Source organism: Corynebacterium sp. NML 120412 (assembly GCF_002285155.1).
In the GTDB taxonomy this organism is placed as follows: domain Bacteria; phylum Actinomycetota; class Actinomycetes; order Mycobacteriales; family Mycobacteriaceae; genus Corynebacterium; species Corynebacterium gottingense.
The window spans coordinates 1068478-1093666 of the sequence record NZ_NSGL01000001.1 but is presented as its reverse complement, the minus strand read 5'-3'; the positions used below and the strand labels follow the sequence as shown (position 1 = coordinate 1093666).

Here is a 25189-nt window from a genome sequence, read left to right as displayed (position 1 = left end):
GAGGGAACCTGGACCTGGTTTTCTTCGTCAAACTAGGTATGGGGATTGACAGAGAAAACCAGGTCGAACTGCGGCGGTGGGAAGCACGGAAGGGGGAGCTGCGGCGGGGGATCGTCGATAAGCGCGCGCTGTCGCGGGAGGCACTCGTGTATCTCGCTGAGCACTATTTGGCGCTGAGCTCAGTGATCTACTACCCGCGTAGCGCGTGGGAGGAGTTGCGATACCATGAGCGGCAATGGCTGCGCGTCGAAGCCGCTGGCAGGACAAGTAACAGCGCGATCCTAGTTGGACGTTCGGCTGCGCGGATGCACGGTATGTGGGTCATTAGCACGTCAGCGGAACACATTGAGCTCGCCTTGCCATCCGGGGGTGTCTCTACCAACAGAGATCGTAGTCAGGGCCTGGTGTTTCGTCGATCGAAACTGCTCCCGATGGACATTGGCGACGTTGACGGGCACCGACTGACAACCGGTTTCCGCACTTTCGCTGACATCGCCCGCTACCACGGATTCGTCGAGGGACTCGTGGCGGCCGACTACCTACTCCGGAGAGGGTTCGATCTGGAGATGCTGCATACACATGCTGCCTTGCTCGGAAGAGCCAAGGGAATCGGTACGGTAAGAAAATGTTTGGACCACGCGGTAGCCAACTCCGATTCACCGTACGAATCCCTCGCGCGTGGGCTGCTCATCCAAGCAGGAATTGGTCCGGTGACAACGCAGTATGAGGTGGCTGGGCGGTATGCCGATCTGTGCATCGATGGCTGGCTGCTCATCGAGATCGATGGTGAGGTGAAATACCAAGGCCCAGACGCAGAACAGGTGAGGCAGAAGGAATTTCGCCGGCAAAAGCGGATAGCGAACCAGGGGTATGTGTTCCTGCGGTACTCGCCGGGCTTCCTGCGCAGAAATCCGGAGACGTTTGTGCAAGAAGTGCGCGACACTCTGGTGGGGCAGCAGAAAGCGGTGCGGCGGAGGCTACGTTGATGCGGCTGACACGAAAGCTAAAACGTAGCGGGAGAAGCGTAGCCCCTAAAACGTAGCCTTTCGAGTAAACGGAAAAACTTTGGCCAACTCAAACATGATTTACTCGAAAGGCTACGTTCTAGAGGCTACGCATTAGGGGCTACGCTTCTGAGGCTACGTAGTGCGACATCGACAGGCCAGGTCAAGAGCCGCAAACCAAAACCCCGGCCACCGCGAAAACGCAGCAACCGGGGCCGGAACGACCGAGCGCTTATTTCTTCAGCGCGTCGATGACCTTGTTGAAGGTCGCGGACGGACGCATGACCGCGGTGGTCTTCTCCTCGTCCGGCCAGTAGTAGCCACCCAGGTCAGCGGCGGAACCCTGTGCGGCGAGCAGCTCGGAGTCGATCTGCTCGGCGTTGGCGCGCAGTTCCTCGGCAATCGGGGCGAACGCGGAGGCCAGCTCGGCGTCGTCGGTCTGGGCGGCGAGCGCCTCGGCCCAGAACAGTGACAGCCAGAAGTGGGAACCGCGGTCGTCGATCTCATTGACCTTGCGGGAGGGGGACTTGCCTTCGTCGAGAAGCTGCTCGGTGGCCTTGTCCAGCGCGGCGGCCAGGACGCCGGCGCGCTCGTTGCCGTTGGTGTTCTTCTCGTGGCGGAAGGACTCAGCCAGCGCAAGGTACTCGCCAAGCGAGTCCCAGCGCAGGTGGTTTTCTTCCTGGACCTGCTGGACGTGCTTCGGGGCGGAGCCGCCGGCACCGGTCTCGAACAGGCCGCCGCCTGCCATCAGCGGGACGACGGAGAGCATCTTGGCGGAGGTGCCCAACTCGAGGATGGGGAAGAGGTCCGTGTTGTAGTCACGCAGCACGTTGCCGGTCACGGAGATGGTGTCCTCGCCGCGGCGGATGCGCTCGATGGAGGTCTTGGTGGCCTCGACCGGGGACTGGATGGAGATTTCCAGGCCCTCGGTGTCGTGGTCGGCCAGGTACTTGTTCACCAGCTCAATGAGGTTGCGGTCGTGTGCGCGCTCCTCGTCGAGCCAGAAGATGGTCTTCATGCCGGACAGGCGTGCGCGGTTGACGGCCAGCTTGACCCAGTCCTGGATCGGGGCGTCCTTGGTCTGGGTGGCGCGCCAGATGTCACCGGCCTGGACGTCGTGCTCGATCAGCACGTCGCCTGCGGAGTTGACCACCTGTACGGTGCCGTCTGCCGGGATCTTGAAGGTCTTGTCGTGGGAGCCGTACTCCTCGGCCTTCTGCGCCATGAGGCCGACGTTCGGGACGGTACCCATGGTGGTCGGGTCGTAGGCGCCGTTGGCGCGGCAGTCGTCGATCACGGCCTGGTACACACCGGCGTAGGAGGAGTCCGGGATGACGGCCAGGGTGTCCTGCTCCTGGTCGTCGGCGTTCCACATGTGGCCGGAGGTGCGGATCATGGCCGGCATGGAGGCGTCGATGATCACATCCGACGGCACGTGCAGGTTGGTGATGCCCTTGTGGGAGTTCACCATGGCCAGCGACGGGCCGTCGACAAGCTGCTGCTCGAAGGCCTTGCGGATCTCCTCGCCGTTCTCCAGCTCGGACAGGCCGTCGAGGATGGCGCCGAGGCCGTTCTCGCCGTTGAGGCCAGCCTCGAGCAGCTCGGCGCCGTACTTGTCAAAGACGGGCTTGAAGTATGCGCGCACGACGTGGCCGAAGATGATCGGGTCGGAGACCTTCATCATGGTGGCCTTCAGGTGCGCGGAGAAGAGCACGCCCTCCTCCTTGGCCTTCTTCACGGCGTCCAGTAGGAATGCGTCGAGGGCGGCGGCGGACATGTAGGTCGCGTCGATGACTTCGCCGGCCTGGACCTTCAGGCCCTCCTTGAGCACGGTGCCGTCGGCCATCTTGATGGTGAGGGTGTCCTCGGCCGGGATAATGACGGACTTCTCGTTGTGGCGGAAGTCGCCGGCATCCATGGTGGCAACGTTGGTCTTGGAGTCCTTCGACCACTCGCCCATGGAGTGCGGGTGCTTCTTGGTGTAGTTCTTCACGGCCTCCGGCGCGCGGCGATCCGAGTTGCCTTCGCGCAGCACCGGGTTCACGGCGGAGCCCTTGACGGCGTCGTACTTCTCCTGCGCCTCCTCGTACTCCGGCAGGTCAAAGCCGGCGGCCTGCAGCTCGGCGATGGCCTTCTTCAGCTGCACCAGAGATGCGGAGATGTTCGGCAACTTAATAATGTTCGCCTCGGGCGTCTTGGCGAGCTGGCCGAGCTGCGCCAATGCGTCGTCAAGCTTCTGCTCATCGGTGAGGCGCTCCGGGAACTGCGAGATAATGCGGCCGGCGAGCGAGATGTCGGCGGTATCCACATCGATCCCTGCCTGGGAAGCGAACGCCTCCACGATCGGCTTGAGCGAGTAGGTCGCCAGCAGGGGCGCCTCGTCGGTGCGGGTCCAGATGATCTTAGCCATTGTGCTCCTCATTTTTCTGGTTGGCAGTACTCAACCTCTCAGCGTACAGCGTTTACATACCGCTTGTCCTGTAAAAGGTAGTCTCGGGGGCATGAGTCTCACTATCGCTTCTGTGAATGTCAACGGGATTCGGGCCGCGACGAAGGTCCGCAACGAGGACAACCTGGGCATGCTCGAGTGGCTGCAGCACACCAGCGCCGACGTGGTACTGATGCAGGAAGTCCGTGCGACGGAGGAGCAGGCGCACGCGGCGCTTGCCCCCGCCCTCGATGAGGGTTGGCAGCTGGTAGTTGCGCCCGCCGAGGCGAAGGGGAGGGCCGGGGTTGGCATTTTGTCGAAGCATTCGCTTATCGACGTCCACACTGGCATCCCCGGATTCGAAACCGCCGGCAGGTTCCTGGCGGGGACCCTGCCATGCGGGACGCGCGTCGCCTCCCTCTATCTGCCGTCGGGCGCGGCGGAGACCGCGAAGCAGGACGAGAAGTACGAGTTCCTCGACCAGTTCGAGCCTCTGCTCGCCGAGTGGGCCACGCAGTACCCGCAGATGGTGATCGGTGGCGACTGGAACATCTGCCACCGCCGCGAGGACCTGAAGAACTGGAAGACGAACCGCAAGAAGTCCGGCTTCCTGCCGCCGGAGCGCGCGTTCATGGACTCAGTGTTCGGCGCATTCCCCGACGACGAGGCGCAGGATATAGAGGACAAGGCGAACTCGGGCTGGGCCGGCGCGGTCGACTATGGCCCCGAGGGCGCGGCGCTTCGCACGGCCACGGCGGAGCCGGCGTGGTTCGACGTGGCCCGTCGCCTGTCGCCGGAGGCTGCGCCGTACACGTGGTGGACCTACCGCGGACAGGCGTTTAACAACGACGCCGGGTGGCGCATCGACTACCAGGCCGCGACCGCAGACATGCTTGCCCGCGCGCAGCGCAGTTGGGTGGAGAAGGCCGACGCGGTGGAGCTGCGCTGGTCGGATCACTCGCCGCTGCTGGTGGAATACGCCGACGCGTCTGAGGTCGCGGAGGGCGGCGCATGATCGCTTCCTATGTTGCCAACTTCAGCACCGCGAACCTGGTCTCCATCCTCTACGTCATCGGCATCGTGGCCGAGGCGATGACGGCGGCGGTGGCGGCGGGCCGGATGCGCATGGACCTGTTCGGCGTGATCACGCTCGGCGCGCTGACTGCGCTGGGCGGCGGCACGGTGCGCGACGTGCTGCTGGGCACGTACCCGCTGACCTGGGTTGAGCAGCCGCTGTACCTGGTCACCGTGATCGTCGCGGCGGCGGTGACGGTGCGGGTGAGCTGGTTGCTCGTGCGGCTGCGGCGCAGCTTCCTCGTCGCCGATGCGATCGGCCTGGCGGCGTTCGCCGTGCTGGGTATCCAAACTGCTGTGGAGAACGGGCACGGCTTCATCATCGCGTGCGTGGCCGCGGTGACCACGGGTGTCTCGGGCGGTGTGCTTCGCGACGTCCTCTCCGACCGCGTTCCGCTCGTCTTCCACAAGGAGATGTACGCCTCGGCTGCCGTCATCGGTGTTGTGGTGTGGTGGGTCCTGTCCTGGCTGGGCGTCCACGAGTGGGCGGTCATCCTCGTGACGCTCGTCGCGGTGCTCGGGGTGCGCCTGTTCTCGCTCAAGCGGGGCTGGAGCCTGCCGGTCTACGAGTACGACGAGGAGGCCGCCGCGGCGTACGACCCGCGATACGCCCTGACCACCTTCATGTATCACCGCGCCCGCCACATTCCGGGTGCACGCACCGCGTACCGGGGGTTGAAGAAGATGAAGCTGCCGCCCAGGAGCGAACGGAAGCGCGCCGACGGCGAGCGATCCTGACATCGCGTACCCCCGCCCCCCGGATTCGGGGACGCGGGGGATTTTTGGGGCAACAGCTGAACACTGTTCAACGGATGCGGTAGCCTTTTGTCAGTCATTACATTGAGAACGGAGTTTAACCAATGTCACACGCCCCTATTCTTGATATTGCACGCGAAAAGGCCCTGGAGAAGGGCGAGGGCCTGAACCAGGAGGAGATCCTGCAGGTCCTCCAGGTTCCTGACGAGGACCTCCAGGAGCTGCTGGAGATCGCGCACGAGACCCGCATCAAGCACTGCGGCGTCGACGTGTCGCTCGAGGGCATCATCTCCTTGAAGACCGGCGGCTGCCCCGAGGACTGCCACTTCTGCTCCCAGTCCGGCCTGTTCGAGTCCCCGGTCCGCGCCGTGACCCTGGACATCAACGAGCTCGTCGAGGCTGCCAAGCAGTCCGAGAAGATGGGCGCGGCCGAGTTCTGTATCGTCGCCGCCGTGAAGGGGCCGACCCAGCAGCTGCTCGACCAGGTTGCCGCCGCGGTCAAGGCCATCCAGGACGAGGTGGACATCTCCATCTCCGCATCCCTGGGCATCCTCACCCAGGACCAGGCGCGCCAGCTCAAGGAGATGGGCGTGTCGCGCTACAACCACAATTTTGAGACCGCGAAGTCTTACTTCCCCAACGTGGTGACCACCCACACCTGGGAGGAGCGCAAGAACACGCTCGAGTACGTGCTGGCCGAGGGCATGGAAACCTGCTGCGGCGGCATCATCGGCCTGGGTGAGTCCCTGGAGCAGCGCGCCGAGTTTGCCACCCAGCTCGCGGAGATCCAGCCGCACGAGGTCCCGATGAACTTCCTCGATCCGCGCCCGGGCACCCCGTTTGAGGACCGCCCGCTGGTTCCACAGGGCGAGGCGCTGCGCGCCGTCGCGGCGTTCCGCCTGGCCATGCCGACCGCCCAGCTGCGTTTTGCTGGTGGCACCGAGCTCGCGCTCGGCGACGACGGCACCGAAGCCGGCCTCCTCGGCGGCGCCAACGCCATCATCGGCGGCAACTACCTGACCACCCTGGGCCGCCCGATCGAGCAGGACCGCGAGGCCGTTGACCGCGTGCTTGACCTGGGCATCACCCCGGTCGGCCAGAAGATGAAGTCCGGCCACGGCGCGGTCTACGACACCATCAAGGCCCTCTAATGCGCGTGCCGGAGAGCACCGAGCTTGCCGACGCTGTCCTGTCCGGCGAGCTTCAGCTGCCCGTGAACCCGAACCGCCCCTATGACGCGCCGCGCATTTGCCCGGTGTGCGAGCGTCGCATGGTGGTCAAGATCAGCCCGTTCGGCTGGGAGGCGTGCTGTTCCCGCCACGGCATCCTGCGCTCGGAGTGGCTAGAGCGGTAGCGGAGGTGCGAGTGGTTGCTAGGGCACGAAGCGCTTTGTGCTACGAAACGCTATCGCGCTGACGGCGAGTGTGACCAGGCATGCGGCACTCATGCCACTGACTGCGGCGGTGTACCACTCACCTATATGGGATTCAATAGTCCAGCACAGTGTCACCGCGATGAGGAAGGTGGAGAAAGCGGTGATGAGGCCGCGCCCGGTGCCGTAGGAGGCGTAGACCAAACCGAGCGCAACCCCCACGATGGCAGCCACGAAGAAGAACGCGATGTGGAGCAGCATCGTCAGGGTCATAGATGTGGTGTCTTGCCCGGCGTTCGCCATGATGTAGGCATCGCCGTTCGTGTCCGTCCAGGGTACGTCTGCGCCGTTGGTGAATAGGAACAGGTCATAGGGCTGGTAGTACGGGTTCTTGAACTGGTTGTAGATCGAGGATGCCGCGGTGGACACTCCAAGTATCACCGCCGCAATGACGGCGGTGATTGTTGCAGAGTTCATCCACGCGGAAAAGCTCGCGCCGAGCTGGTTTAACGCGCTCCACTGCGTGCCAGCGTGGAAAAATAGGGCGGTCAGGGCGAAGCCTCCGAAGATGGTCCAGAAGGAACCGTCTCCACTGTAGAAACGGCCCAGAGGGGCCAGGATTAGTAATACGGCCAACGCCACCAGGTAGGACAGCGGCTTGAAGGGGCTGAGGAAGAGTTTCATCGTGCGGGCCTTTCTGTCGCAAGGAGGTCGATGAGTTCGGCATCGTCCGGGTACTCGATGGGTAGGTGGACATCGTTCTCACTGATGGGTTCGGTGAAAGTGGCGCGTGTCGTCGGCCCGAGGCTCGCTGACTCCGCAACAGGGAAGCGGGCGATAAGTTCTTTGATCTCGGCGGTGGGGCCGGTGACCGTCGGAAAACGCAGGCGGGCGTCGTCGAGTGGGACAGGGCGCGAGACCTCGTGATCGAATGTCTGCATGACATGGGTGGCCAAACCGGCGAAGTCCTCGGCGCGATGCGACGCCATCACCACGCTGCGCTGCGGGTTCTCCGCGATGTAGTCAATCAGCCGCTGGCGGACCTGTTTACGGGTGGTGGTGTCGATGCCGTCAAACGGCTCGTCGAGGAGTAGCAGGTCCTTGCCGATGGCTAGGGCCACCTCGATGGTGAGGAGGCGGCGCTGCCCAACGGAGAGGTCCCTGATACGGGTGTTGGGGAAGTCGAGCTCTGCATGTGGGTGGATGGCCGCGACCGCGCGCAGGTGGTCGTCTACGGTCGTGCCCGCAAACTTCGCGTCCGCACCAGCCGGGACAAACGCGGCGTGCGGGCCCATGAGTGTGTGTAGGAAATGGGTTTTGCCGGCGGCGTTTGGGCCGACCAGCGCGTAGAAGCCGGGGTTCATTGGGGGCGCTCCTTTTTAATCATTGCGGCCAGCTCCTCGGTGGTGATGCCGAGCTGGTTGGCCTCATGGACAAGCGGTTGGACAAAGTTGCGGGCAAATGCCTCGCGACGCGTACCTAATACCTGGTCACGCGCACTCTCTAGAACAAACATGCCGAGCCCGCGACGCTTTTCCAGCAGGCCCTCGTCGAATAGTTCGGTGAGCGCCTTGGCGGAGGTTGTTGGGTTGACGGAGTGATAGGCGGACAACTCGTTGGTGGACGGCACCCGGTCGCCGGGGGCGAGGGCGCCAGCGCCGATGAGGTCACGTAACTCATCGGCAATCTGTTGGTAGATGGGTTTACCACTCATGTGGGTAACCATAGAACCAGCAAGGCTGGCGTGTCAACCCCCAAATTTTCCAACGCGCCGGTAGGGCCGGTTAGGTCGCGAAAGCTGCTTGTCAGCGCTGATTTCTAGCAGTGCTGCATCCCTGTACTACTGGTCGGGTCGAGCAAGTGGTAGGCGAAATCTGAAATACCTACCGCAACTACCGCCACACCTGGGGGGGGGCATGGAAGGAGCCGGTGGCGAGGGTGTCGCCGGTATGGGTAAGGCGGTCGACGTGACGCGAGAGATCGTGGGCGACGGTGGTGGCGTCGTAATTGCTGCGTGCGGCCCATTGACCTGCGACATCAGGGGCGCATTCGGGGGAGAACTGCACCGAAACGATGGGGTCGAGCCACATTGCCTGGATAGGGCAGTGAGCACTCGAACCGAGTAGTTGCGCGCCGGGCGGGAGTGACACTACTGCGTCGTGGTGGGATTCGACGACAACCGGCTCGAGGATGAGGGGGCGAGGAGAAGGTCTGTGCGACCGGCTTCGGTCAGCGACAGCCGTACGGTGCCCTTTTTTGTTCTGGCTGGCCAGGCCAACGGAGACGTCGCCGCCGAAGCAGTCGGCGATGATCTGGTGGCCGAGGCGCTGGAGCGGGCGGATCGGGTCGAGCTGGAGGACAGTGATACGCACGTTGAGGAATCAAACGAGACGATGTGACGCATTTCATCAGTGACGCGGATCTGCCGTTGCCCTCGCGTTCTCTTGAGGGCCAGCTTCTCGAATGAAGTCTAGCCGCGGTGCGGATGTTCTCCCTTGGCATCCTGAACTGTCTCAGGGCGGTTACTTACAGTCATCGCTGCTCTTTTCGTGGGCTTCATCGTAGCGATAAAGAACCCCCGGTTCCCTCGATTACGTATCGGGTTAATATGTGGTGTATGAAACGCGTCCTTTCCGGAATCCAGCCCACCGCCTACTCCTACCACCTGGGGAACTACCTCGGTGCGCTGAAGCAGTGGATCGACCTGCAGGACGACTACGAGGCGTTCTACTTCATCCCGGACCTGCATGCGATCACGGTGGAGCAGGACCCCGAGGAGCTGCGCCAGCGCACGATCGCCGGCTGCGCACAGCTGATTGCGCTGGGCATCGACCCGGAGAAGTCCACCCTGTTCGTGCAGTCGCACGTGCCGGAGCACGCGGAGCTGACCTGGGTGCTGCAGTGTCTGACCGGCTTTGGCGAGGCCAGCCGCATGACCCAGTTCAAGGACAAGAGCCAGAAGCAGGGGCAGGACCGCACCTCGGTCGGTCTGTTTACCTACCCGGTGCTCATGGCCGCGGACATCCTGCTGTACTCCCCGCAGCTCGTGCCGGTGGGCGAGGACCAGCGCCAGCACCTCGAGCTGACGCGCAACCTGGCGGAGCGCTTCAACGCCAAGCGCGGCGAGACCTTCGTGGTGCCGGAGGGCTTCATCCCGGAGGGCGCGGCGAAGATCTATGACCTGCAGGATCCGACCTCCAAGATGAGCAAGTCGGGCCAGAACCCGAAGGGCCTGATTAACCTGCTGGACGCGCCGAAGACGTCGGCAAAGCGCATCCGCTCGGCCGTGACCGACGCGGACGGCGTCATCGCCTACGACAAGGAGAACAAGCCGGGCGTGTCCAACCTGCTGGTCATCCAGTCGGCGCTGACGGGCAAGTCCATCGATGACCTGGTCGCCGGCTACGAGGGCCAGGGGTACGGCGCGCTCAAGGTGGACACGGCGGACGCGCTCGAGGCGTTCACCACCCCGCTGCGCGCCCGCTACGACGAGCTCATGTCGGACCAGGCGGAGCTCGAGGCCATCCTCGCCCGCGGTGCGGAGCGCGCCCGCGAGGTCGCCGCGCCGCTGCTCGCCGATGTCTACGAGAAGACCGGTTTTCTCAAGCGCGCCTAACGCCACACGGGGCATCGAGTATCGACGTCCCAACGCTTCCTCTACGATTGTGGTGCTGACAACAGTCCACTGAGTGAGGAAGGATTGCCGCATGGCAACATCGACGTCGCCGTCCAAGGCGTACACCGACGAGCACGGCATTGAGCGTGCCACGAAGCAGCAGCAGGACGGCGCCATGGACGAGGTGCAGAAGAAGGCGCCCGCCGTTGGCCACCTGTTGCGCATGAACGACCGCTTCGGCGCCCAGGGCGGCAACCACTACGCTGCGGGCATCACGTACTTTTCCGTGCTCTCGCTCTTCCCGCTTTTGATGCTGGTTTTCGCCGGCCTTGGCTTCTTCCTCAACGCCCGCCCGGACCTCGTGCAGGACATCCAGAACCAGGTCAGCGAGAGCCTGGAGGGCGACATGGGCAGCATGGTCAATGACCTCATCCAGTCCGCGATTGATCAGCGCGGCGCGGTCGCCGGCATCGGCCTGCTCACCACCCTGTGGTCCGGGCTCGGTTGGATGAATAACCTGCGCGTCGGTGTGTCCGCGATGTGGAACCTGGACGCCAACGAGGGCGGCGGCTTCGTGTCGAAGAAGCTGTGGGACCTCGTTGGCCTGATCGGCCTGATTGTGCTGTTCGTCGTCGCGTTCGCCGTCACCGCGCTCGGTGTCTCGGGCTGGACGGACCAACTGCTCGAGTACGTCGGCCTGGACCAGGTCCCGGGCGCGCGCGTGCTGGTGTGGGTCGTCGGGCTGCTCGTGGGCATCCTGGCGAACTTCCTCGTCATGCTGTGGGTCGTGATGTTCCTGCCGCGCACGAAGGTGCCGGTGAAGTCCGGCGTGCAGGGCGCGCTGCTCGGCGCGATCGTCTTCGAGGTGATCAAGCAGTTCGCCGGCCTCATCATCGGCGCGATGACCGGCAACCCGGCGGGCGCCATCTTCGGCCCGCTGATCTCCCTGATGGTTGTGCTCTACCTGATTTGGCGCGTCGTCCTGTACGTGTCCGCGTGGACCGCGACGACCCAGGAGAGCCTGAAGCGTGCGCCCGCAGAGGTGCCGGAGCCCGCCGTGATCAACGTCCGCGAGGGCGCCGCCCGCCAGAATTCCAACACCGGCAAGGCGCTCGGTGTCGGCGCGGCTATCGGCGCCGTCGGTGTCGGGGTGGTGTCCCTCTTGACCCGAGGCTAAGCACCAGCGCCACCAGCGCCAGCACGGCCACGCCGGCGACGATCCCGATGGACTTCCACGGGGTAGTCGCCGGCGCTTTTTGCGCATCAGTGCTTGTCGACGCCCCCTCGTCCGGACCCGGAGCGAGGGGAGTGGTGGAGGGCGAGGTGGAGGGGGCGGTGGCGTCGTCAAGCGATGCGACGCCCTGGCCCGCGGCGACGGGGTAGGCGGCGGCGAGGAGCTCCTGGGCCTGGCCCCACGCGCGGTGCTCGCCGACGGTGGTGTCCAGGAGCACCGCGACGAGGCGGCGGCCGTCATGGTGCACGCCGCCGACGAAGGTGTGGTTGGCGTCGTCGGTGTAGCCGGTCTTGCCGCCGATGCCTTCGGGGTCGTTGAGGTAGAGCTGGTTGTCGTTCCAGAGCTGGAAGCCGGGCAGGTCGTCGAAGCCGGGGAACTCGTAGGAATCCGTGTCCACGATGCTGGCAAAGGTCTGGTTCTGGAACGCGGCGCGGTAGGCCAGCGACAGGTCCCAGGCGGAGGTAGACATGCCGGGGGCGTCGAGGCCGGAGTAGGACGCGACGTAGGTATCGCGCATGCCGAGGTCCTGGGCGAGCGCGTTGACCTTGCGCAGCGCCGCGTCGTCGCCGCCGATCGCCTGGGCGAGGGCGTGGGCGGTATCGTTGCCCGACGCCATGAGCAGGCCGTGCAGGAGGTCGTTGACGGTGTAGGTGCCGCCCGCCCCAATGCCGGCGCGCGAGCCCTCCTGGTTCGCAGACGCTTCCGAGACCGGGACCTGTTGGTCCAGCGGGAGCTCGTTGATCACCACGAGCGCGAGCAGGACCTTGATAATCGAGGCCGGCCGGTACCGCCCGTGCGGGTCCTTCATCGCGAGGACCTCGCCGGAGTCGGCGTCGAACACGGCCCAGGCGGAGGCGTACACGTCGCTCGGCACCGCATAACCGGGCGGGACGATCACGCCGCAGGGGCCGTCGTAGACCTGCGGCGGCGGCGTCGGCGTGGGCTGGCCCGGCGCGAGCCGCTCGGAGGTGGACATTGCTTCCGACGGCCGCTGCGCGTTCGGGCAGCTGTCGGTGTCCGGGGCGCGGTCGCGCACCGGTGGGACCCAGTTGCCAAACTCGTCAAAGTGGCCGGGGCCTGGGGTGAGCGCAGTCGTGGACGTCTCCTGCGCGACCGCCAGGTTCGGGGCGGCAGGCACCGCGATGGCTATCGACGCCACCGCCACGGCAGCGACACTTCTCCGTTGCACAAACACATCGCATGATCGTACGCGCTGCCTGCCACGGGCCCGCGGACGGACGCGCGGGCGGCGCTACTCGTCGTTCTGGGCGTAGCGGGCGGCGAGGCGCTCGATGAGCTCGTCGGTGAGCTTGTCGTCAGCGAGGATCGTATCGAGCATGTCGTTGTGCATTGCAATTGTGTCGGCGTCGGCGGGGCGGCGGTCCTCGGGGGCTGGGTCGTCGTCGTACGAGTCGCCGGCGAGGTCCACGCCCAGGCCGTCGAGGAGGCTCTCGGGTTCGGCGGGCTCAGTGGCGTCGCGAGGCGATTGCTCGGCCTTGTCCAGCATCGTCGGGTCGATGGCGGAGAACTCGTGGGTGAACTCCTGCAGGAAATCGTCCGCCTCCGTCTGCGCGGTGGCGCGGCGCTTGCCCTTGCGCACCTCGCTTTCGATGCGTCGCTGCAGCGCCTTCTCCATCTGGCGGTGGCGCCACGAGCGCACGCGGGTCGGCTCCAGCTCGCGGGCGACGGCGCGCGAGCGGTGCTCCGCCTTCTTGGCCAGGTGCGCCACCTGTACCGCGGTCTCATTCACCGGTGCGTACTCCGGGTTGGTGGACACGCGCCAGTTCCCCCAGTAGCCGGCGAGGAACAGCGCGAAGCTGACGATCGGCCCCAGCACCATGCCCACGGCGAGGAACCCGGTCGCGTTGCCCAGCAGCATGATCAGCGCGCAGGCGACCGCCGGGATGACCGTCGGCTGGTTGTCGCCGAAAATGGACGGCTCGCGCCCGGTGACCACGTCGCGGATCATGCCGCCGCCCGTCGCCGTGAACACGCCCATCATGATCGTGGGCAGGATGGGCAGGCCGTACGTGATCGCCTTGCCCGCGCCCGTGGCGGCCCACAGCGCGGAGACGAACGCGTCGCCGTGGCTTTGCAGCAGCTCCCAGGCCTTGCCCTTGAAGTAGGTGAAGCGGGCGATGAGCGCGCCCGTGAACGCCAAGATGAGGTACTCGGGTTGGTTCATGGCGGCGACGGTGCCCTGGTTGATCAGGACGTCGCGAAGCATGCCCCCGCCGAGGGCAGACAGCATGGCGATGAAGAAGAAACCGATGATGTCGTAGCCGCGGTGGCGGGCCAGGGTTCCGCCGATGATGCCCATGAGCAGCACACCGGAGACGTCGAACCAACGGTAGATAGTGGTGATAAGGGGATCGACCTGATCGGGGGTCATGGCGTGGGATGCCTGAAGCTTTCTAGAACTTGGAGAAGCGCTTGATCAGCTGGTTTTCCATCTCGGTCCACGATTCCGCCTTATCCGTGAATGGGGCGGACGGGACGTAGCCTGCGGCCTCGGTGGAACCGAGCATGTAGGCCAGGTAGTCCTGGAAGCGCGGGTTGGCCAGCAGGAAGGAGTTGAGGGAGTCGTCCTTGGCCCAGTCGGCGGCGTCGGCAAGCAGCTCGTATGCCTTTGCCATCTGCTGGGTGTCCACGGTGTCGACCCCCTTCGCGATGTCCTGCGCAAGCCCGTTGAACGAGTAGGAGTTGTCCGGGTGGACCTCCACCTTCAGGTCGCCGGCATTGGCGGCGTTGACCAAGTCCGGCCAGGTGGACAGGGAGGCCAGGTCGTGCTCGTCGTTCTGCAGGATCCAGCGGCCGAGGTGCTTCGTGGACGGGAACGTCATGATCTCGCCGTACTTGCCCATGAACACCGGGGCGGAGCCGAGGTAGGTGCGCAGGGTGTACACGCTCTTGCCCTGGATGGAGATCTTGACCGGGTCGATGCCGGCGTTGGCCCACACCGTGGCGTCGTACGGGTCCGCCGCGGCGGCCTGCTCCTTCGCCGCTGCCTCTTCGCGCTCCTTGTTCGCGGCGCGCGTTGCCTGGGCGGACTCGATCGCGGCGCGCGCATTATCGACGCTCGCAGCATCCAGCTCATCCGCCGACACCAAACGCACAGCGCCATCGAGCGACTCCACGACCTCCTTCCAGTTGGCCAGGATGACGTGGCCGAGCCCGGTCCACTCGTCCATGCCGTTCTCGCCCGCGTAGTGGTCGGTGCCGCGCGCCACGTTGCCCAGCACCGAGTGCGAGGCGAAGAAGATCTGCGCGTGCTCGGCGCTGGCAACGTCCGCCAGCGAGCGAGCAATCTGCAGCACGCCGCCCAGCGACGAGACGTTGACGTGGCTCGGGCGCCCCGCCAAGTACTCGGGCGCGCCGATGATGTCGAACGTGTGCTTCTCGTCCGGCACGACGCGGTCGTCGCCCTGGCCGCTAAAGTGCGCCCACTTCGGGTGGTCCGTCAGGTCGTGCTCGGCGTGGGTATTGATGTACGCCAGCAGCTCGGCCGGTGAATTAAACACCAGGATGGACTGGTCGTCTCCGAGGAACGCCTGCCACTCGGAGCCGTGCTCCTTCCAGGTCGGGGCCCACAGGGTGTAGAAATCGCCCTGGGTCAGTGAAATCTTGACGGGGAGGATCGCGCGCGTGCTCATGAACGCAAACTTTACTAAAGGTCGCCGCGCGCGACGCACCCAACCCGCTGCCCCTCCCGGCTACGCCGTCGGACGCCAGAAGCCGCGGAACGGCATGCCGATGTTCTCGGTGCGCACCGGATTGAGCTGGACGGGGTCGCCCGCCTCGATCATCATCCCGTCGCCGGCGTACATGGCGACGTGGCCGTCCCACACCACCAGGTCGCCTTCCTGCAGGTCCTCGTACGCCACCTGCTGGCCGACGGCCTGCTCCGCTGCGGTGCGCGGGATGTCCACGCCGGCCTGCCCGTATGCCCAGGAGGTGAGACCGGAGCAGTCGAAGCCGCCGGGCTGGCTGCCGCCCCAGGTGTACGGGGTGCCGATCTGCGACTTCGCCGCCTGCACCGCAGCGGACCCGGCCGTACTCGCAGGGCTAACCGGTTCGCCGAGCTCCGGCGGGGTCGCATCGCCCGCGGGGCCGGGTTCGCCGCCGCCCACGCTCGCCGCCATCGGCTGCGCCGCCGGGCGGGTTTCCGGCACCGGGGCGGTGGTGGGACGGATCGCGGCCAGGGGAGAGCGATCGACCAGCTCGCCGAGCGTGCGCTGCGCTTCCTGCGCGACCGGCGACGCCACCAGCGCCTCCCGGGCGTGCATCGCCAGCGTCGTCTGGTTCAGCCGGTCGGCGAGGCCGTCGAGGTCATTGCCCAGGGTTTCCAGGATCGCGCCAGCCTTGAGCAGGCCGGTGATCACCACGGGCGCGGCGGCGGAGAGCTGCGCGAGCGGACCGCCGACGGCAGCTGCGGCGGCAGCGGCGGACGCGTTGCGGACCATGGAGATGGCGGTGTCCACGAGCTCGGCCACCGCGGTGGCGACGAGCGTGGTGCCGGTGACGACCATGTCGCTGATCTCGTCGCGCTGCGTGGTCAGCGCGGTGACCGCGTCGCGGTAGCGCCCGGCATCCGCCCCGACGACGCTGGCGAGCGGGTCGAAGGCGGCGAACTGCGGGGTGGAAAACGGCGGGAGCGTCGGGAAGATCTCCGGGCAGGACGCGAAGATCTTCGTGGCCGCGTAAAGCGGGTCGATGCACGAGCCCCGCGCGGTATCGCGCACCGCGGTGAAGGTGGGATGTTGGGCGAACGCGGTCAGGGGCGATGGCGTTGCTGTGCTCATAGCGCGCCCTCCAGGGTGAGCCCCGTGGTCTCGTCCACGCAGTGGGCTGCCTGCAGCGTGAGGTCCATGTTGCCCGCGATCCGGCGGGCGGCCTCCTGCAGCTCTTCGGCCTTGCCGTTGGAGCAGCGGATGGCGCCAGCGGTGGCGCGGGCGAAGTTGGCGAGCGGGCCGGTGGCGGGGATGGGCAGTTCGGACAGGGGCGCAAGCGATGCTGCGTCATTGCGCAGCGCATCGGTGTGGGAGCGGACATATGTGGTGTCGAGTTCAAATACGTTCATGCAGTATTAGACGCAGCGAAGGCGCCCCCGGTTCCATCGAGAGCCAAAAAACTTGCAAAATTTTTCCCGCGCCTGCTGGACCTCGTTGTTTTCGCGGTCGTTTCGCGCTGGTGGGTTAGCATGGGGAGTCATGGACATCACCGTTGTGAATCATCCCCTTGCTGCCTCCCGCCTGACCATCATGCGCGACGAGCGCAGCAACAACGCAGCTTTCCGCGCGGCGCTCGCGGACCTCGGCGCCATGCTGATCTATGAGGCCTCCCGCGACCTCGAAGTGGAAACCTTCGACACCGTCACCCCGGTGGATACCGCGCAGGGGTCCCGGTTGAAGACGCCGCCGATCATTGTCCCCATCATCCGCGCCGGCCTCGGCATGATCGATCCCGCGCTGTCCATGATCCCGGACGCGCAAGTCGGCTTCATCGGCATGGCCCGCAACGAGGAGACGCACGAGCCGGTGCCGTACCTGGAGGCGCTGCCGGACGACCTGTCCGGCCAGCCCGTCTTCCTCGTCGACCCGATGCTGGCCACGGGCGGCTCGCTCATCCACGCGATCGACCTGTTGGTTGACCGCGGGGCGGACGATATTACCTGTGTGTGCATGGTGAGTGCGCAGCCGGGCGTCGATAAGCTGCAAGCTCACGGCGGTCCCATCCGGCTCATCACCGCGGCGATCGACCCGAGCTTGAACGAGCAGGCGTACATCGTGCCCGGGCTTGGCGACGCCGGCGATCGCCTCTACGGGCCGCGCAATATTGACTTTTAGCTCTGCGCTGGGCGTGCGCGCGTAGACTGTCAGGCTAAGCACACGCCACATCGAGAGAGCCGGAGGGACAATGGCAGACACGGCATCAATCGCGGCAGCCGTGGACACATGGGTCACGCAGCACCACGACGAGGTCATCGAGTGGCGCCGACATCTGCACTCCCACCCCGAGCTCTCCAACGAAGAGGTCCAGACGACCAGGTTCATCCACGACGTCCTCGTTGCGCACGGGCTGCAGCCCGTCCCGTTCCCGGGCACCGGGCTGTACGTGGACATCGGGCCGGAGGGCGGGGAGCGCCTCGCATTCCGCGCCGACATTGACGCCCTGAAGGTCACCGAACAGACCGGCCTCTCGTTCGCCTCCACTGAGCCGGGGGTCTCCCACGCGTGCGGCCACGACGTCCACACCACCGTTGCGCTGGCGCTCGCATGTGCGCTTGCCAAAGCACCCTTGCCCCACGGCGTACGCGTCATCTTCCAACCGGCCGAAGAGGTCATGGGCGGCGGCGCGCTCGACGTGATCAAGTGGGGCGCGCTCGAAGGCGTGAGCACGATTTACGCGCTGCACACCGAGCCGAAGCTGCGGGTGGGGCAGGTCGGCGTGCGCGCCGGGGCGATCACCTCCGCCTCAGACGTGCTGAGCGTGCGGGTGGAGGGGCCGGGCGGCCACACCTCGCGGCCGCAGCTGACCACGGACGTGGTCTACGCCCTTGGCGCGCTGGTGACGCAGCTGCCGGCGCTGCTGTCGCGCCGCGTGGACCCGCGCACCGGCACCGTGTTGGTGTTCGGCCACGTGGAGGCCGGCGACGCCCCGAACGCGATCCCGAAGGTCGGCGTGCTGGACGGGACGATCCGCACCGCGGACATCACCACCTGGCGCGGGCTGGAGGACCTGCTCACGGACCTGATCGACCTGGTCGTCGCGCCGACCGGCTGCACCTACCACCTCGACTACGTGCGCGGCGTGCCGCCGGTGCTGAACGACGACGCCGCCACCGCCCTTGCGGCCGCCGCCGGCCGCGCCGTGGACCCGCACGGGATCGTCACTGCCCCGCAGTCCTCGGGCGGGGAGGACTTCTCCTGGTACCTCGAGCACGTCCCCGGCGCGATGGTGCGCCTCGGCGCGTGGAGCGGGAGCGGGGAACAGTACGACCTGCACCAGGGCAACCTGAACATTGACGAGCGCGCCATCGCCGTCGGCGTGCGCTTCTTCGGCTCCGTGGTGGAGCAGTACTTCAACGCATCGAAGCTTTAGGCGGGCCTGTACACTGGCGCACGAAAAATTCCGCTCGCAAATAAAAGGGGAGAGAAACTCGGTGTCGAAGAAGATCGTCATTGTTGGTGGAGGTCCGGCAGGGTACGAGGCCGCGCTGGTCGCGTCAAATTACGGCGCGGAGATCATCGTGGTGGAGGACCAGGGGGCTGGCGGATCGGCGATCCGGAAGGACGTGGTGCCGTCGAAAAGCTTCATTGCGGGCGCCAACATTAAGACGGACTTGCGTCGCGCCGACGACATGGGCCTCAACCACGGCCTGGGCGAGGCGCACCTGGCGCTGAGCGCGTTGAACAACCGCGTGGTGGCGCTGGCGGCCGAGCAGTCGCGCGACATCCGCGCCCAGCTGGACCGCGTGGGCGTGCGCTTTATCGACGGCCGCGCGCGCTTTACCGACGAGCAGAAGGGCCACACCACGCACAGCCTCGAAGTCGAGTGCGCCGACGGCACCACCGAGCACATCGACTGCGACATGGTGCTCGTCTGCACCGGCGCGAGCCCGCGCGTGCTCAAGGGCGCCGAGCCGGACGGGGAGCGCATCCTCAACTGGCGCCAGATGTACGACCTGATCGAGATGCCCACCCACCTCATCGTCGTCGGCTCCGGCGTCACCGGCGCGGAGTTCGTCTCCGCCTTCGCTGAGCTGGGCGTGAAGGTGACCATGGTGGCCTCGCGCAACCGCATCCTGCCGCACGACGACGCGGATGCCGCCGACGTGCTCGAGACCGTCCTGGGCAACCTGGGCGTGCAGCTGGAGAAGGACGCGCGCGTCGAGCGCGTGGAAAACACCGGCGACGGCGTGGTCGTCCACACCACCGACGGGCGCGCCATCGAGGGCTCGCACGTGATGATGTCCATCGGTTCCATCCCGAACACCGCGGACCTGAACCTGGAGGCCGCCGGTGTGGAGACCACCCCGTCGGGCCACATCCACGTCGACCGCGTCTCCCGCACCAACGTCTCCGGCATCTACGCTGCGGGCGACTGCTCCGACCTCATGCCGCTGGCATCCGTGGCTGCGCAGCAGGGCCGCATCGCCGTGGACCACGCGCTCGGCGAGGGCGTGACCCCCCTGCGCATCAAGACCGTGGGCAACGCTGTGTTCACCCGCCCCGAGATCGCCGCGGTGGGCGTGACCGAGCAGCAGATCAAGGACGGGGAGGTGGCCGCCGAGGTGTACAAGCTGCCCCTGGCCACCAACGCGCGCGCCAAGATGCGCTCCCTGCAGCACGGCTTTGTCAAGATCTTTGCCCGCAAGGGCTCCGGCCAGGTCATCGGCGGCGTGATCGTCGCGCCGACCGCCTCCGAGCTCATCCACTCGCTGACCATCGCGGTGGCCAACAACCTCACCGTCGCGCAGCTGGCCAACTCCATGGCGGTCTACCCGTCGCTGTCCGGCTCCGTGACGGAGGCGGCGCGCCGCCTGGTGAAGAAGTCCGACCTGGACTAAACGTCACAGCGCCGGGAACGCCCGCTGCGGGCAGGCGCGCCGCGGGCACGTCTCGCACCCCGGCCCGATCGGGGTGGCGGAGTCCGGCGACAGGTCGAGCCCGTCCGCGTAGACCATCCGGTCCGCGTGGGCGGCGTCGCACCCCAGCGCCACGGCGTTTTCCTTGCGCGGTTTCCCAAACTCCACCGCCGGGCCCTGCACCATCCGCGCCACCCACATGTACGTCCGCCCGTCGGGCATGACGGAGACCTGCCGGGTGACGCGGTTGGAGGTCTCAAACGCCCGGTGTACCACCCACAGCGGGCAGGTCCCACCGCGCTGGGAGAAGTGGAACGAGGTGGTGGACTGCCGCTTCGAGATGTTGCCAGCCCGGTCGGTGCGGATGAACACGAAGGGGATGGCGGTCGCGCCGGGCCGCTGCAGGGTGCCCAGCCGCTGGCAGGTGGACTCGAAGCCGGTGCCGAAGCGCGCGGAGATCACGTCCACGTCGTAGCGGGTTTCCTCCGCCGCCTCCAGGATGAGCGAATACGGCATGGTGGCGGCCGCGGCGAAGTACTGCGCCAGGCCGTGGCGCGCGAGTTGGCGGGCGCGGGGGTTGGCGATGGGGGAGGCGTGGGCGTCGAGAAGCTGCCCGTGCGCGATGCGCGCGTAGTGGTACGACAGCTCGAAGCACTGCTGGGCCTCGGAAAGGCCGGTGCGCAGGCGGATCTCGCGCGCGTCGGCGCTGGCGGCCGAGCGCTCGCCGCCGGTGTGCTGGTTGAAGCGGACGGTGTAGCCGAAGTCGCGGTCCAGCACGGCGGCGATGCGGGTGAGCCGCAGCTGGCGCGCGTGCAGCGGGGTGGCGAAGTCCTCTGCGGCCGTGTCCAGGTCGTGGAAGTAGTTGTTGTGCTGCTGGAAGAAGTCGCGCACGACGATGTGCGGGTTGCTGGCGGCGCCGGCGAGCATCCCGGGAAGGTCTTTGATGCCCTGCGCGACGGCGGGGTAGCGCAGCGCGATCTCCGCGAGCTCCGACTCGGGCGCGCCGGGCAGTAGCTCCGCGAGTTCGCCGGCGACGCGCTGCTCGGCGTCGGGGGAGAAGAACGTCGCGTCCAGCCCGAAGACCTGCGTGAGCTGCAGGAGCACGGTGACGGTGAGGGGCCGCTGGTCGTTTTCCAGCTGGTTGAGGTAGCTGGTGGAGATGCCGAGCTTGCGCGCCATGTCCACCTGCGTGAGCCCTTCGTTGGTGCGCAGCGTGTGGATTCTTGCCCCCGCGTAGTGCTTGGTCATTGGGCCTCCCCGCCGCTTCGGTGCGTTGAACTGTGGTTTTACAAAGTTTACAAAAACCGCGCACCCGTGACACTCCTTTTCACACAGCGAAATATGTCGTGCGACACATTTTCCCACTTACTATGAGGTGCACCAAGTCGCTTATCGACGCCCACTCGCCCCCCACACCAGCCGAGGAGTTGCACACCGAATGATCAACCACGAAGTCCGCACCAGGAAGTCCGCCGAGGATTTCCCCATCGAGGAACACCTTGCCTACAAGGTGGCCAAGGTCGCCGCCGACCCGGTTGAGGTGCCGGAAGATACGCGCGAGATGATTATCAACCGCATCATCGACAACGCCTCCGTCGCCGTCGCCTCCTACGGCCGCCGCCCCGTCGCCACGGCGCGCGAGATGGCCCTGGCACACCCGGTCGCCGAGGGCGGCGCGCAGGTCTTCGGCGCGGACGGCGCCTACTCCGCCGAGTGGGCCGCCTTTGCCAACGGCACGGCCGTGCGCGAGCTGGACTTCCACGACACCTTCCTCGCCGCCGAGTATTCGCACCCAGGCGACAACATCCCGCCGATCCTGGCCGTCGCCCAGCACAAGGGGCTCGACGGCAAGGCGCTTATCCGCGGTATCGCCACCGGCTACGAGATCCAGGTCAACCTGGTCAAGGGCATCTGCCTGCACGAGTGGAAGATCGACCACGTCGCGCACCTCGGGCCGTCGGTCGCGGCCGGCATCGGCACCATGCTGGACCTGGACGTGGACACCATCTACCAGGCCGTCGGCCAGGCGCTGCACACCACCACCGCCACCCGCCAGTCCCGCAAGGGCCTGATCTCCTCGTGGAAGGCGTCCGCCCCGGCGTTTGCCGGCAAGATGGGCATCGAGGCCGTCGACCGCACCATGCGCGGCGAGGGCGCGCCGGCCCCGATCTGGGAAGGGGAGGACGGCTTTATCGCCTGGATGCTGCACTCCCCGGAGCGCACCTACACCGTGCCGCTGCCTGCCGACGGCGAGGCCAAGCGCGCCATCTTGGAGACCTACACCAAGGAGCACTCCGCCGAGTACCAGGCCCAGGCTCCGATCGACCTGGCGCGTCGCATGAAGCAGACCATCGCTGATGCCGGCAAGTCCACCGCCGACATCGAATCCATCGTCCTGCACACCTCGCACCACACTCACTACGTCATCGGTACCGGCGCGAACGACCCGCAGAAGATGGACCCCACCGCATCCCGCGAAACCCTCGACCACTCCATCATGTACATGTTCGCCGTCGCGCTCGAGGACGGCACCTGGCACCACGTCAACTCCTACACCCCGGAGCGCGCCGGCCGTCCCGAGACCGTCGAGCTGTGGCACAAGATCTCCACGGTGGAGGACGAGGAGTGGACCCGCCGCTACCACTCGCAGGACCCGAACGAGAAGGCCTTCGGCGCCCGCGCCGTGATCACCTTCGCCGACGGCACCGTCATCGAGGACGAGATGGCTGTCGCCGACGCCCACCCGTTCGGCGCCCGCCCCTTCGAGCGCGACAACTACATCCAGAAGTTCCGCACCCTCGCCGAGGGCATCGTCGCCCCGGAGGAGCAGGACCGCTTCCTCGCCGCGGTGCAGGACCTGGAACACCTCACCGACCTGTCCGCGCTCAACATCGCGGTCAACGACGACGCGAAGGCGAACGCGCCCGAGATCCCAGGAGGCATTTTCTAAATGTTTGCACCAGAGAAGACACCGCGTGAGCGTCGGCAAGCACTGCGCGATTCGCTCACCTCGGAGACCATCACCAAGCTGCCGGGCGCGTTCAACCCGCTCACGGCGCGGCTCATCGAAGACATCGGCGCCTTCGAGGGCGTGTACGTCTCCGGCGCCGTGGTGGCCAACGACCTCGGCCTGCCCGACATCGGCCTGACCACCCTGTCCGAGGTAGCCAACCGCGGCGGCCAGATCGCCCGCGCCACCAACCTGCCAGTGCTTATCGACGCCGACACCGGCTTCGGCGAACCCATGTCCGCAGCCCGCACCGTCGCTGAATTCGAAGCCGCAGGACTCGCGGCGCTCCACCTGGAAGACCAGGTGAACCCGAAGCGCTGCGGCCACCTCGACGGCAAGGAGGTCGTGCCCCGCGACCTCATGGTGCGCCGCATCACCGCGGCGGTGCGCGAGCGGCAGGACGACAATTTCGTCATCTGCGCGCGCACCGACGCCGCCGGCATCGAAGGCATCGACGAGGCCATCGAGCGCGCGAAGGCGTATGCCGACGCGGGCGCGGACCTCATCTTCACTGAAGCGCTGTACTCGGAGGCAGACTTTGCCAAGTTCCGCGAAGCCGTGGATACCCCGCTGTTGGCCAACATGACGGAGTTCGGCAAGACCGAGCTGCTGTCCGCCGGCACGCTGGAAAACCTCGGCTACAACGCGGTGATCTGGCCGGTGACCACGTTCCGCATCGCCATGGGTCAAACCGAGGCGATGCTGCGCGACATCGCCGACACCGGCATCCAAACGCCGTGGCTGGGCAAGATGCAGCACCGCTCGCGCCTCTACGAGCTCGTCCGCTACGACGAATACAACCAGTTCGACCAGTCCGTCTTCACCTACTCCAAGGACAGCTACTCGTCCACGTTCGAGTAGACCCCATTCCCATCCCCCCAAAGGAGCACATCATGTCTGATCAGGAAATTCGCAAGGGCCTCGCCGGCGTCGTCGCCGACTACACGGCCATCTCCAAAGTCAACCCCGAGACCAACTCGCTGCTGTACCAGGGCTACCCCGTGCAGGAGCTCGCCGAAAACTGCACCTTCGAGGAGGTCGCGTACCTGCTGTGGCACGGCGAGCTGCCGGACGAGCAGGGCCGCGAGGAGTTCCGCAACGGCTGCATGGCCAACCGCGACATCGACGAGGACCTCATCCAGGTCATCAACTTCCTGCCCAAGGACTGCCACCCGATGGACGTGCTGCGCACCGCCGTGTCCTTCCTGGGCACCCGCGACGAGTACAAGTTCACGCCGGACGCGGACCACATCCGCAAGATCGGCACCCAGCTGCTGGCCAAGCTGCCGACCGTCGTGGCCACCGACATCCGCCGCCGCCAGGGCAAGGACTACCTCGCGCCGTCGCACGACAAGAGCTTTGCCGAGAACTTCCTCTGGATGGTCTTCGGCGACGATGAGGGCTCGCCGGCCACGATTCCGTCCGACATCGAGGCCTTTGAGAAGTCGCTCATCCTGTACGCGGAGCACTCCTTCAACGCCTCCACCTTCACCGCCCGCACGGTGACCTCCACGCAGTCCGACGCGTGGTCCGCCATCACCGCGGCGATCGGCGCGCTCAAGGGGCCGCTGCACGGCGGCGCGAACGAGTTTGTCATGCACAACATGGTCGAGGTCGGCTCGCCGGACAACGCGGAGGCTTGGACGCTGAACAAGCTGAAAAACAAGGAGCTCGTCATGGGCTTCGGTCACCGCGTGTACAAGAAGGGCGACTCGCGCGTGCCCACGATGGAGGCCGCGTTTAAGAAGCTCGCCTCCGAGCACCCGGAGAAGGATTCCCAGAAGTGGGTGGACATCTACGACATCATGGAAAAGACGATGTACGAGAACACCTCCATCCACATCAAGCCCAACCTGGACTTCCCGTCGGGCCCGGCCTACTACATCCTGGGCTTCGACATCGAGTTTTTCACCCCGCTGTTCGTCATGGCCCGCATCACCGGCTGGATCGCCCACATCATCGAGCAGTACGAGAACAACTCGCTCATCCGCCCATTGTCCGCCTACAACGGCCCGGAGGAGCGCCACCTCTAACAATTTGCTTATCGACGCCAGCCCGCCCCGTCGCACACAACGCGCTCGGCGGGCTGTTGCGCGCGCTGCCTGCCC

25 protein-coding genes are annotated in these 25189 nt (G+C 66.2%); 14 read left to right on the top strand and 11 right to left on the bottom strand.

Translation table 11 applies throughout. The features are described from left to right. Positions 1-38: 38 nt before the first annotated feature. Positions 39-986, top strand: coding sequence for a hypothetical protein (locus tag CKJ84_RS04970; RefSeq protein ID WP_095277699.1), 948 nt, complete (start codon positions 39-41; stop codon positions 984-986). Positions 987-1236: 250 nt separating this feature from the next. Here CKJ84_RS04970 and CKJ84_RS04965 read toward each other — a convergent pair whose 3' ends face one another. Further along, positions 1237-3414: an NADP-dependent isocitrate dehydrogenase gene (locus CKJ84_RS04965; RefSeq protein WP_095546124.1), complete on the bottom strand. Its 2178-nt coding sequence runs from the start codon at positions 3412-3414 to the stop codon at positions 1237-1239. A gap of 91 nt (positions 3415-3505) precedes the next feature. Between CKJ84_RS04965 and CKJ84_RS04960 the strand changes: the two genes are divergently transcribed. The 4 genes from CKJ84_RS04960 to CKJ84_RS04945 all read left to right on the top strand — a co-directional run bounded on the left by CKJ84_RS04960 (position 3506) and on the right by CKJ84_RS04945 (position 6616). Next, entirely contained in the window at positions 3506-4447 is a 942-nt protein-coding gene (locus CKJ84_RS04960; protein WP_095536522.1) for an exodeoxyribonuclease III, read from the top strand. Then, positions 4444-5244 (top strand): trimeric intracellular cation channel family protein, encoded by an 801-nt coding sequence (locus tag CKJ84_RS04955; protein ID WP_095546123.1) that lies wholly within the window; start codon positions 4444-4446, stop codon positions 5242-5244. The genes CKJ84_RS04960 and CKJ84_RS04955 overlap by 4 nt, the downstream gene beginning before the upstream one ends. 122 nt (positions 5245-5366) lie before the next feature. Next, on the top strand, positions 5367-6413 hold the full coding sequence (gene bioB, locus CKJ84_RS04950) for a biotin synthase BioB (protein WP_095277691.1): 1047 nt from the start codon (positions 5367-5369) through the stop codon (positions 6411-6413). Beyond that, entirely contained in the window at positions 6413-6616 is a 204-nt protein-coding gene (locus CKJ84_RS04945; protein WP_095546122.1) for a hypothetical protein, read from the top strand. The genes bioB and CKJ84_RS04945 overlap by 1 nt, the downstream gene beginning before the upstream one ends. 18 nt (positions 6617-6634) lie before the next feature. Here CKJ84_RS04945 and CKJ84_RS04940 read toward each other — a convergent pair whose 3' ends face one another. From CKJ84_RS04940 to CKJ84_RS12690, 4 genes are all read right to left on the bottom strand, one after another. Further along, a complete protein-coding gene (locus CKJ84_RS04940; protein WP_095546121.1) occupies positions 6635-7318 on the bottom strand; it encodes a hypothetical protein in 684 nt (227 codons plus the stop codon). After that, on the bottom strand, positions 7315-7998 hold the full coding sequence (locus CKJ84_RS04935; protein ID WP_095537185.1) for a hypothetical protein: 684 nt from the start codon (positions 7996-7998) through the stop codon (positions 7315-7317). The genes CKJ84_RS04940 and CKJ84_RS04935 overlap by 4 nt, the downstream gene beginning before the upstream one ends. Next, the gene (locus CKJ84_RS04930) at positions 7995-8348 is read right to left on the bottom strand and encodes a GntR family transcriptional regulator (protein ID WP_095537184.1); all 354 of its coding nucleotides are present in this window, start codon (positions 8346-8348) and stop codon (positions 7995-7997) included. The genes CKJ84_RS04935 and CKJ84_RS04930 overlap by 4 nt, the downstream gene beginning before the upstream one ends. A gap of 178 nt (positions 8349-8526) precedes the next feature. Next, positions 8527-8907 (bottom strand): hypothetical protein, encoded by a 381-nt coding sequence (locus tag CKJ84_RS12690; RefSeq protein WP_369801167.1) that lies wholly within the window; start codon positions 8905-8907, stop codon positions 8527-8529. Here CKJ84_RS12690 and CKJ84_RS12485 point away from each other — a divergent pair. From CKJ84_RS12485 to CKJ84_RS04915, 3 genes are all read left to right on the top strand, one after another. Further along, positions 8794-9033 carry a hypothetical protein gene (locus tag CKJ84_RS12485; RefSeq protein ID WP_233125499.1) on the top strand — a complete coding sequence of 80 codons (240 nt, stop codon included), beginning with the start codon at positions 8794-8796 and terminating at the stop codon, positions 9031-9033. The two genes, CKJ84_RS12690 and CKJ84_RS12485, sit on opposite strands and share 114 nt — an antisense overlap. Before the next feature lie 209 nt (positions 9034-9242). Then, complete coding sequence (gene trpS, locus CKJ84_RS04920; RefSeq protein WP_095546119.1) at positions 9243-10250, top strand: tryptophan--tRNA ligase; 1008 nt, start codon at positions 9243-9245, stop codon at positions 10248-10250. Between the two features lie 91 nt (positions 10251-10341). Continuing rightward, positions 10342-11427 (top strand): YhjD/YihY/BrkB family envelope integrity protein, encoded by a 1086-nt coding sequence (locus CKJ84_RS04915; RefSeq protein WP_095546118.1) that lies wholly within the window; start codon positions 10342-10344, stop codon positions 11425-11427. Here the strand turns inward: CKJ84_RS04915 and CKJ84_RS04910 are convergent. Genes CKJ84_RS04910 through CKJ84_RS04890 form a run of 5 tightly spaced genes read right to left on the bottom strand, consistent with a single transcriptional unit; the run spans position 11378 to position 16564 of the window. Next, positions 11378-12679, bottom strand: a complete 1302-nt coding sequence (locus CKJ84_RS04910; RefSeq protein ID WP_369801155.1) for a D-alanyl-D-alanine carboxypeptidase family protein — start codon at positions 12677-12679, stop codon at positions 11378-11380. The genes CKJ84_RS04915 and CKJ84_RS04910 overlap by 50 nt on opposite strands. Positions 12680-12736: 57 nt before the next feature. After that, a complete protein-coding gene (locus tag CKJ84_RS04905) occupies positions 12737-13876 on the bottom strand; it encodes a trimeric intracellular cation channel family protein (protein ID WP_095277673.1) in 1140 nt (379 codons plus the stop codon). Between the two features lie 22 nt (positions 13877-13898). Further along, positions 13899-15137: a hypothetical protein gene (locus CKJ84_RS04900; RefSeq protein ID WP_095546117.1), complete on the bottom strand. Its 1239-nt coding sequence runs from the start codon at positions 15135-15137 to the stop codon at positions 13899-13901. Between the two features lie 60 nt (positions 15138-15197). Further along, the gene (locus CKJ84_RS12630) at positions 15198-16286 is read right to left on the bottom strand and encodes a C40 family peptidase (RefSeq protein WP_304441708.1); all 1089 of its coding nucleotides are present in this window, start codon (positions 16284-16286) and stop codon (positions 15198-15200) included. Continuing rightward, positions 16283-16564, bottom strand: a complete 282-nt coding sequence (locus tag CKJ84_RS04890) for a hypothetical protein (protein WP_095546116.1) — start codon at positions 16562-16564, stop codon at positions 16283-16285. The genes CKJ84_RS12630 and CKJ84_RS04890 overlap by 4 nt, the downstream gene beginning before the upstream one ends. A 130-nt stretch (positions 16565-16694) precedes the next feature. Here CKJ84_RS04890 and upp point away from each other — a divergent pair, with 130 nt between their 5' ends. From upp to CKJ84_RS04875, 3 genes are all read left to right on the top strand, one after another. Then, positions 16695-17330, top strand: a complete 636-nt coding sequence (gene upp, locus CKJ84_RS04885; protein WP_095537178.1) for a uracil phosphoribosyltransferase — start codon at positions 16695-16697, stop codon at positions 17328-17330. Between the two features lie 70 nt (positions 17331-17400). Further along, complete coding sequence (locus tag CKJ84_RS04880; protein ID WP_095546115.1) at positions 17401-18585, top strand: amidohydrolase; 1185 nt, start codon at positions 17401-17403, stop codon at positions 18583-18585. Positions 18586-18646: 61 nt separating this feature from the next. Beyond that, positions 18647-20053, top strand: a complete 1407-nt coding sequence (locus CKJ84_RS04875; protein ID WP_095546114.1) for an NAD(P)H-quinone dehydrogenase — start codon at positions 18647-18649, stop codon at positions 20051-20053. A 3-nt stretch (positions 20054-20056) separates the two neighbouring features. Here CKJ84_RS04875 and CKJ84_RS04870 read toward each other — a convergent pair whose 3' ends face one another. Continuing rightward, positions 20057-21319, bottom strand: coding sequence for a short-chain fatty acyl-CoA regulator family protein (locus CKJ84_RS04870; protein WP_095546113.1), 1263 nt, complete (start codon positions 21317-21319; stop codon positions 20057-20059). A 190-nt stretch (positions 21320-21509) separates the two neighbouring features. Between CKJ84_RS04870 and prpD the strand changes: the two genes are divergently transcribed. Genes prpD through CKJ84_RS04855 form a run of 3 tightly spaced genes read left to right on the top strand, consistent with a single transcriptional unit; the run spans position 21510 to position 25114 of the window. Then, positions 21510-23021 (top strand): 2-methylcitrate dehydratase PrpD, encoded by a 1512-nt coding sequence (prpD, locus tag CKJ84_RS04865; protein WP_095546112.1) that lies wholly within the window; start codon positions 21510-21512, stop codon positions 23019-23021. Then, complete coding sequence (gene prpB, locus CKJ84_RS04860) at positions 23022-23942, top strand: methylisocitrate lyase (protein WP_095546111.1); 921 nt, start codon at positions 23022-23024, stop codon at positions 23940-23942. A gap of 32 nt (positions 23943-23974) precedes the next feature. Beyond that, positions 23975-25114, top strand: a complete 1140-nt coding sequence (locus CKJ84_RS04855; RefSeq protein WP_095546110.1) for a bifunctional 2-methylcitrate synthase/citrate synthase — start codon at positions 23975-23977, stop codon at positions 25112-25114. Positions 25115-25189 lie beyond the last annotated feature (75 nt).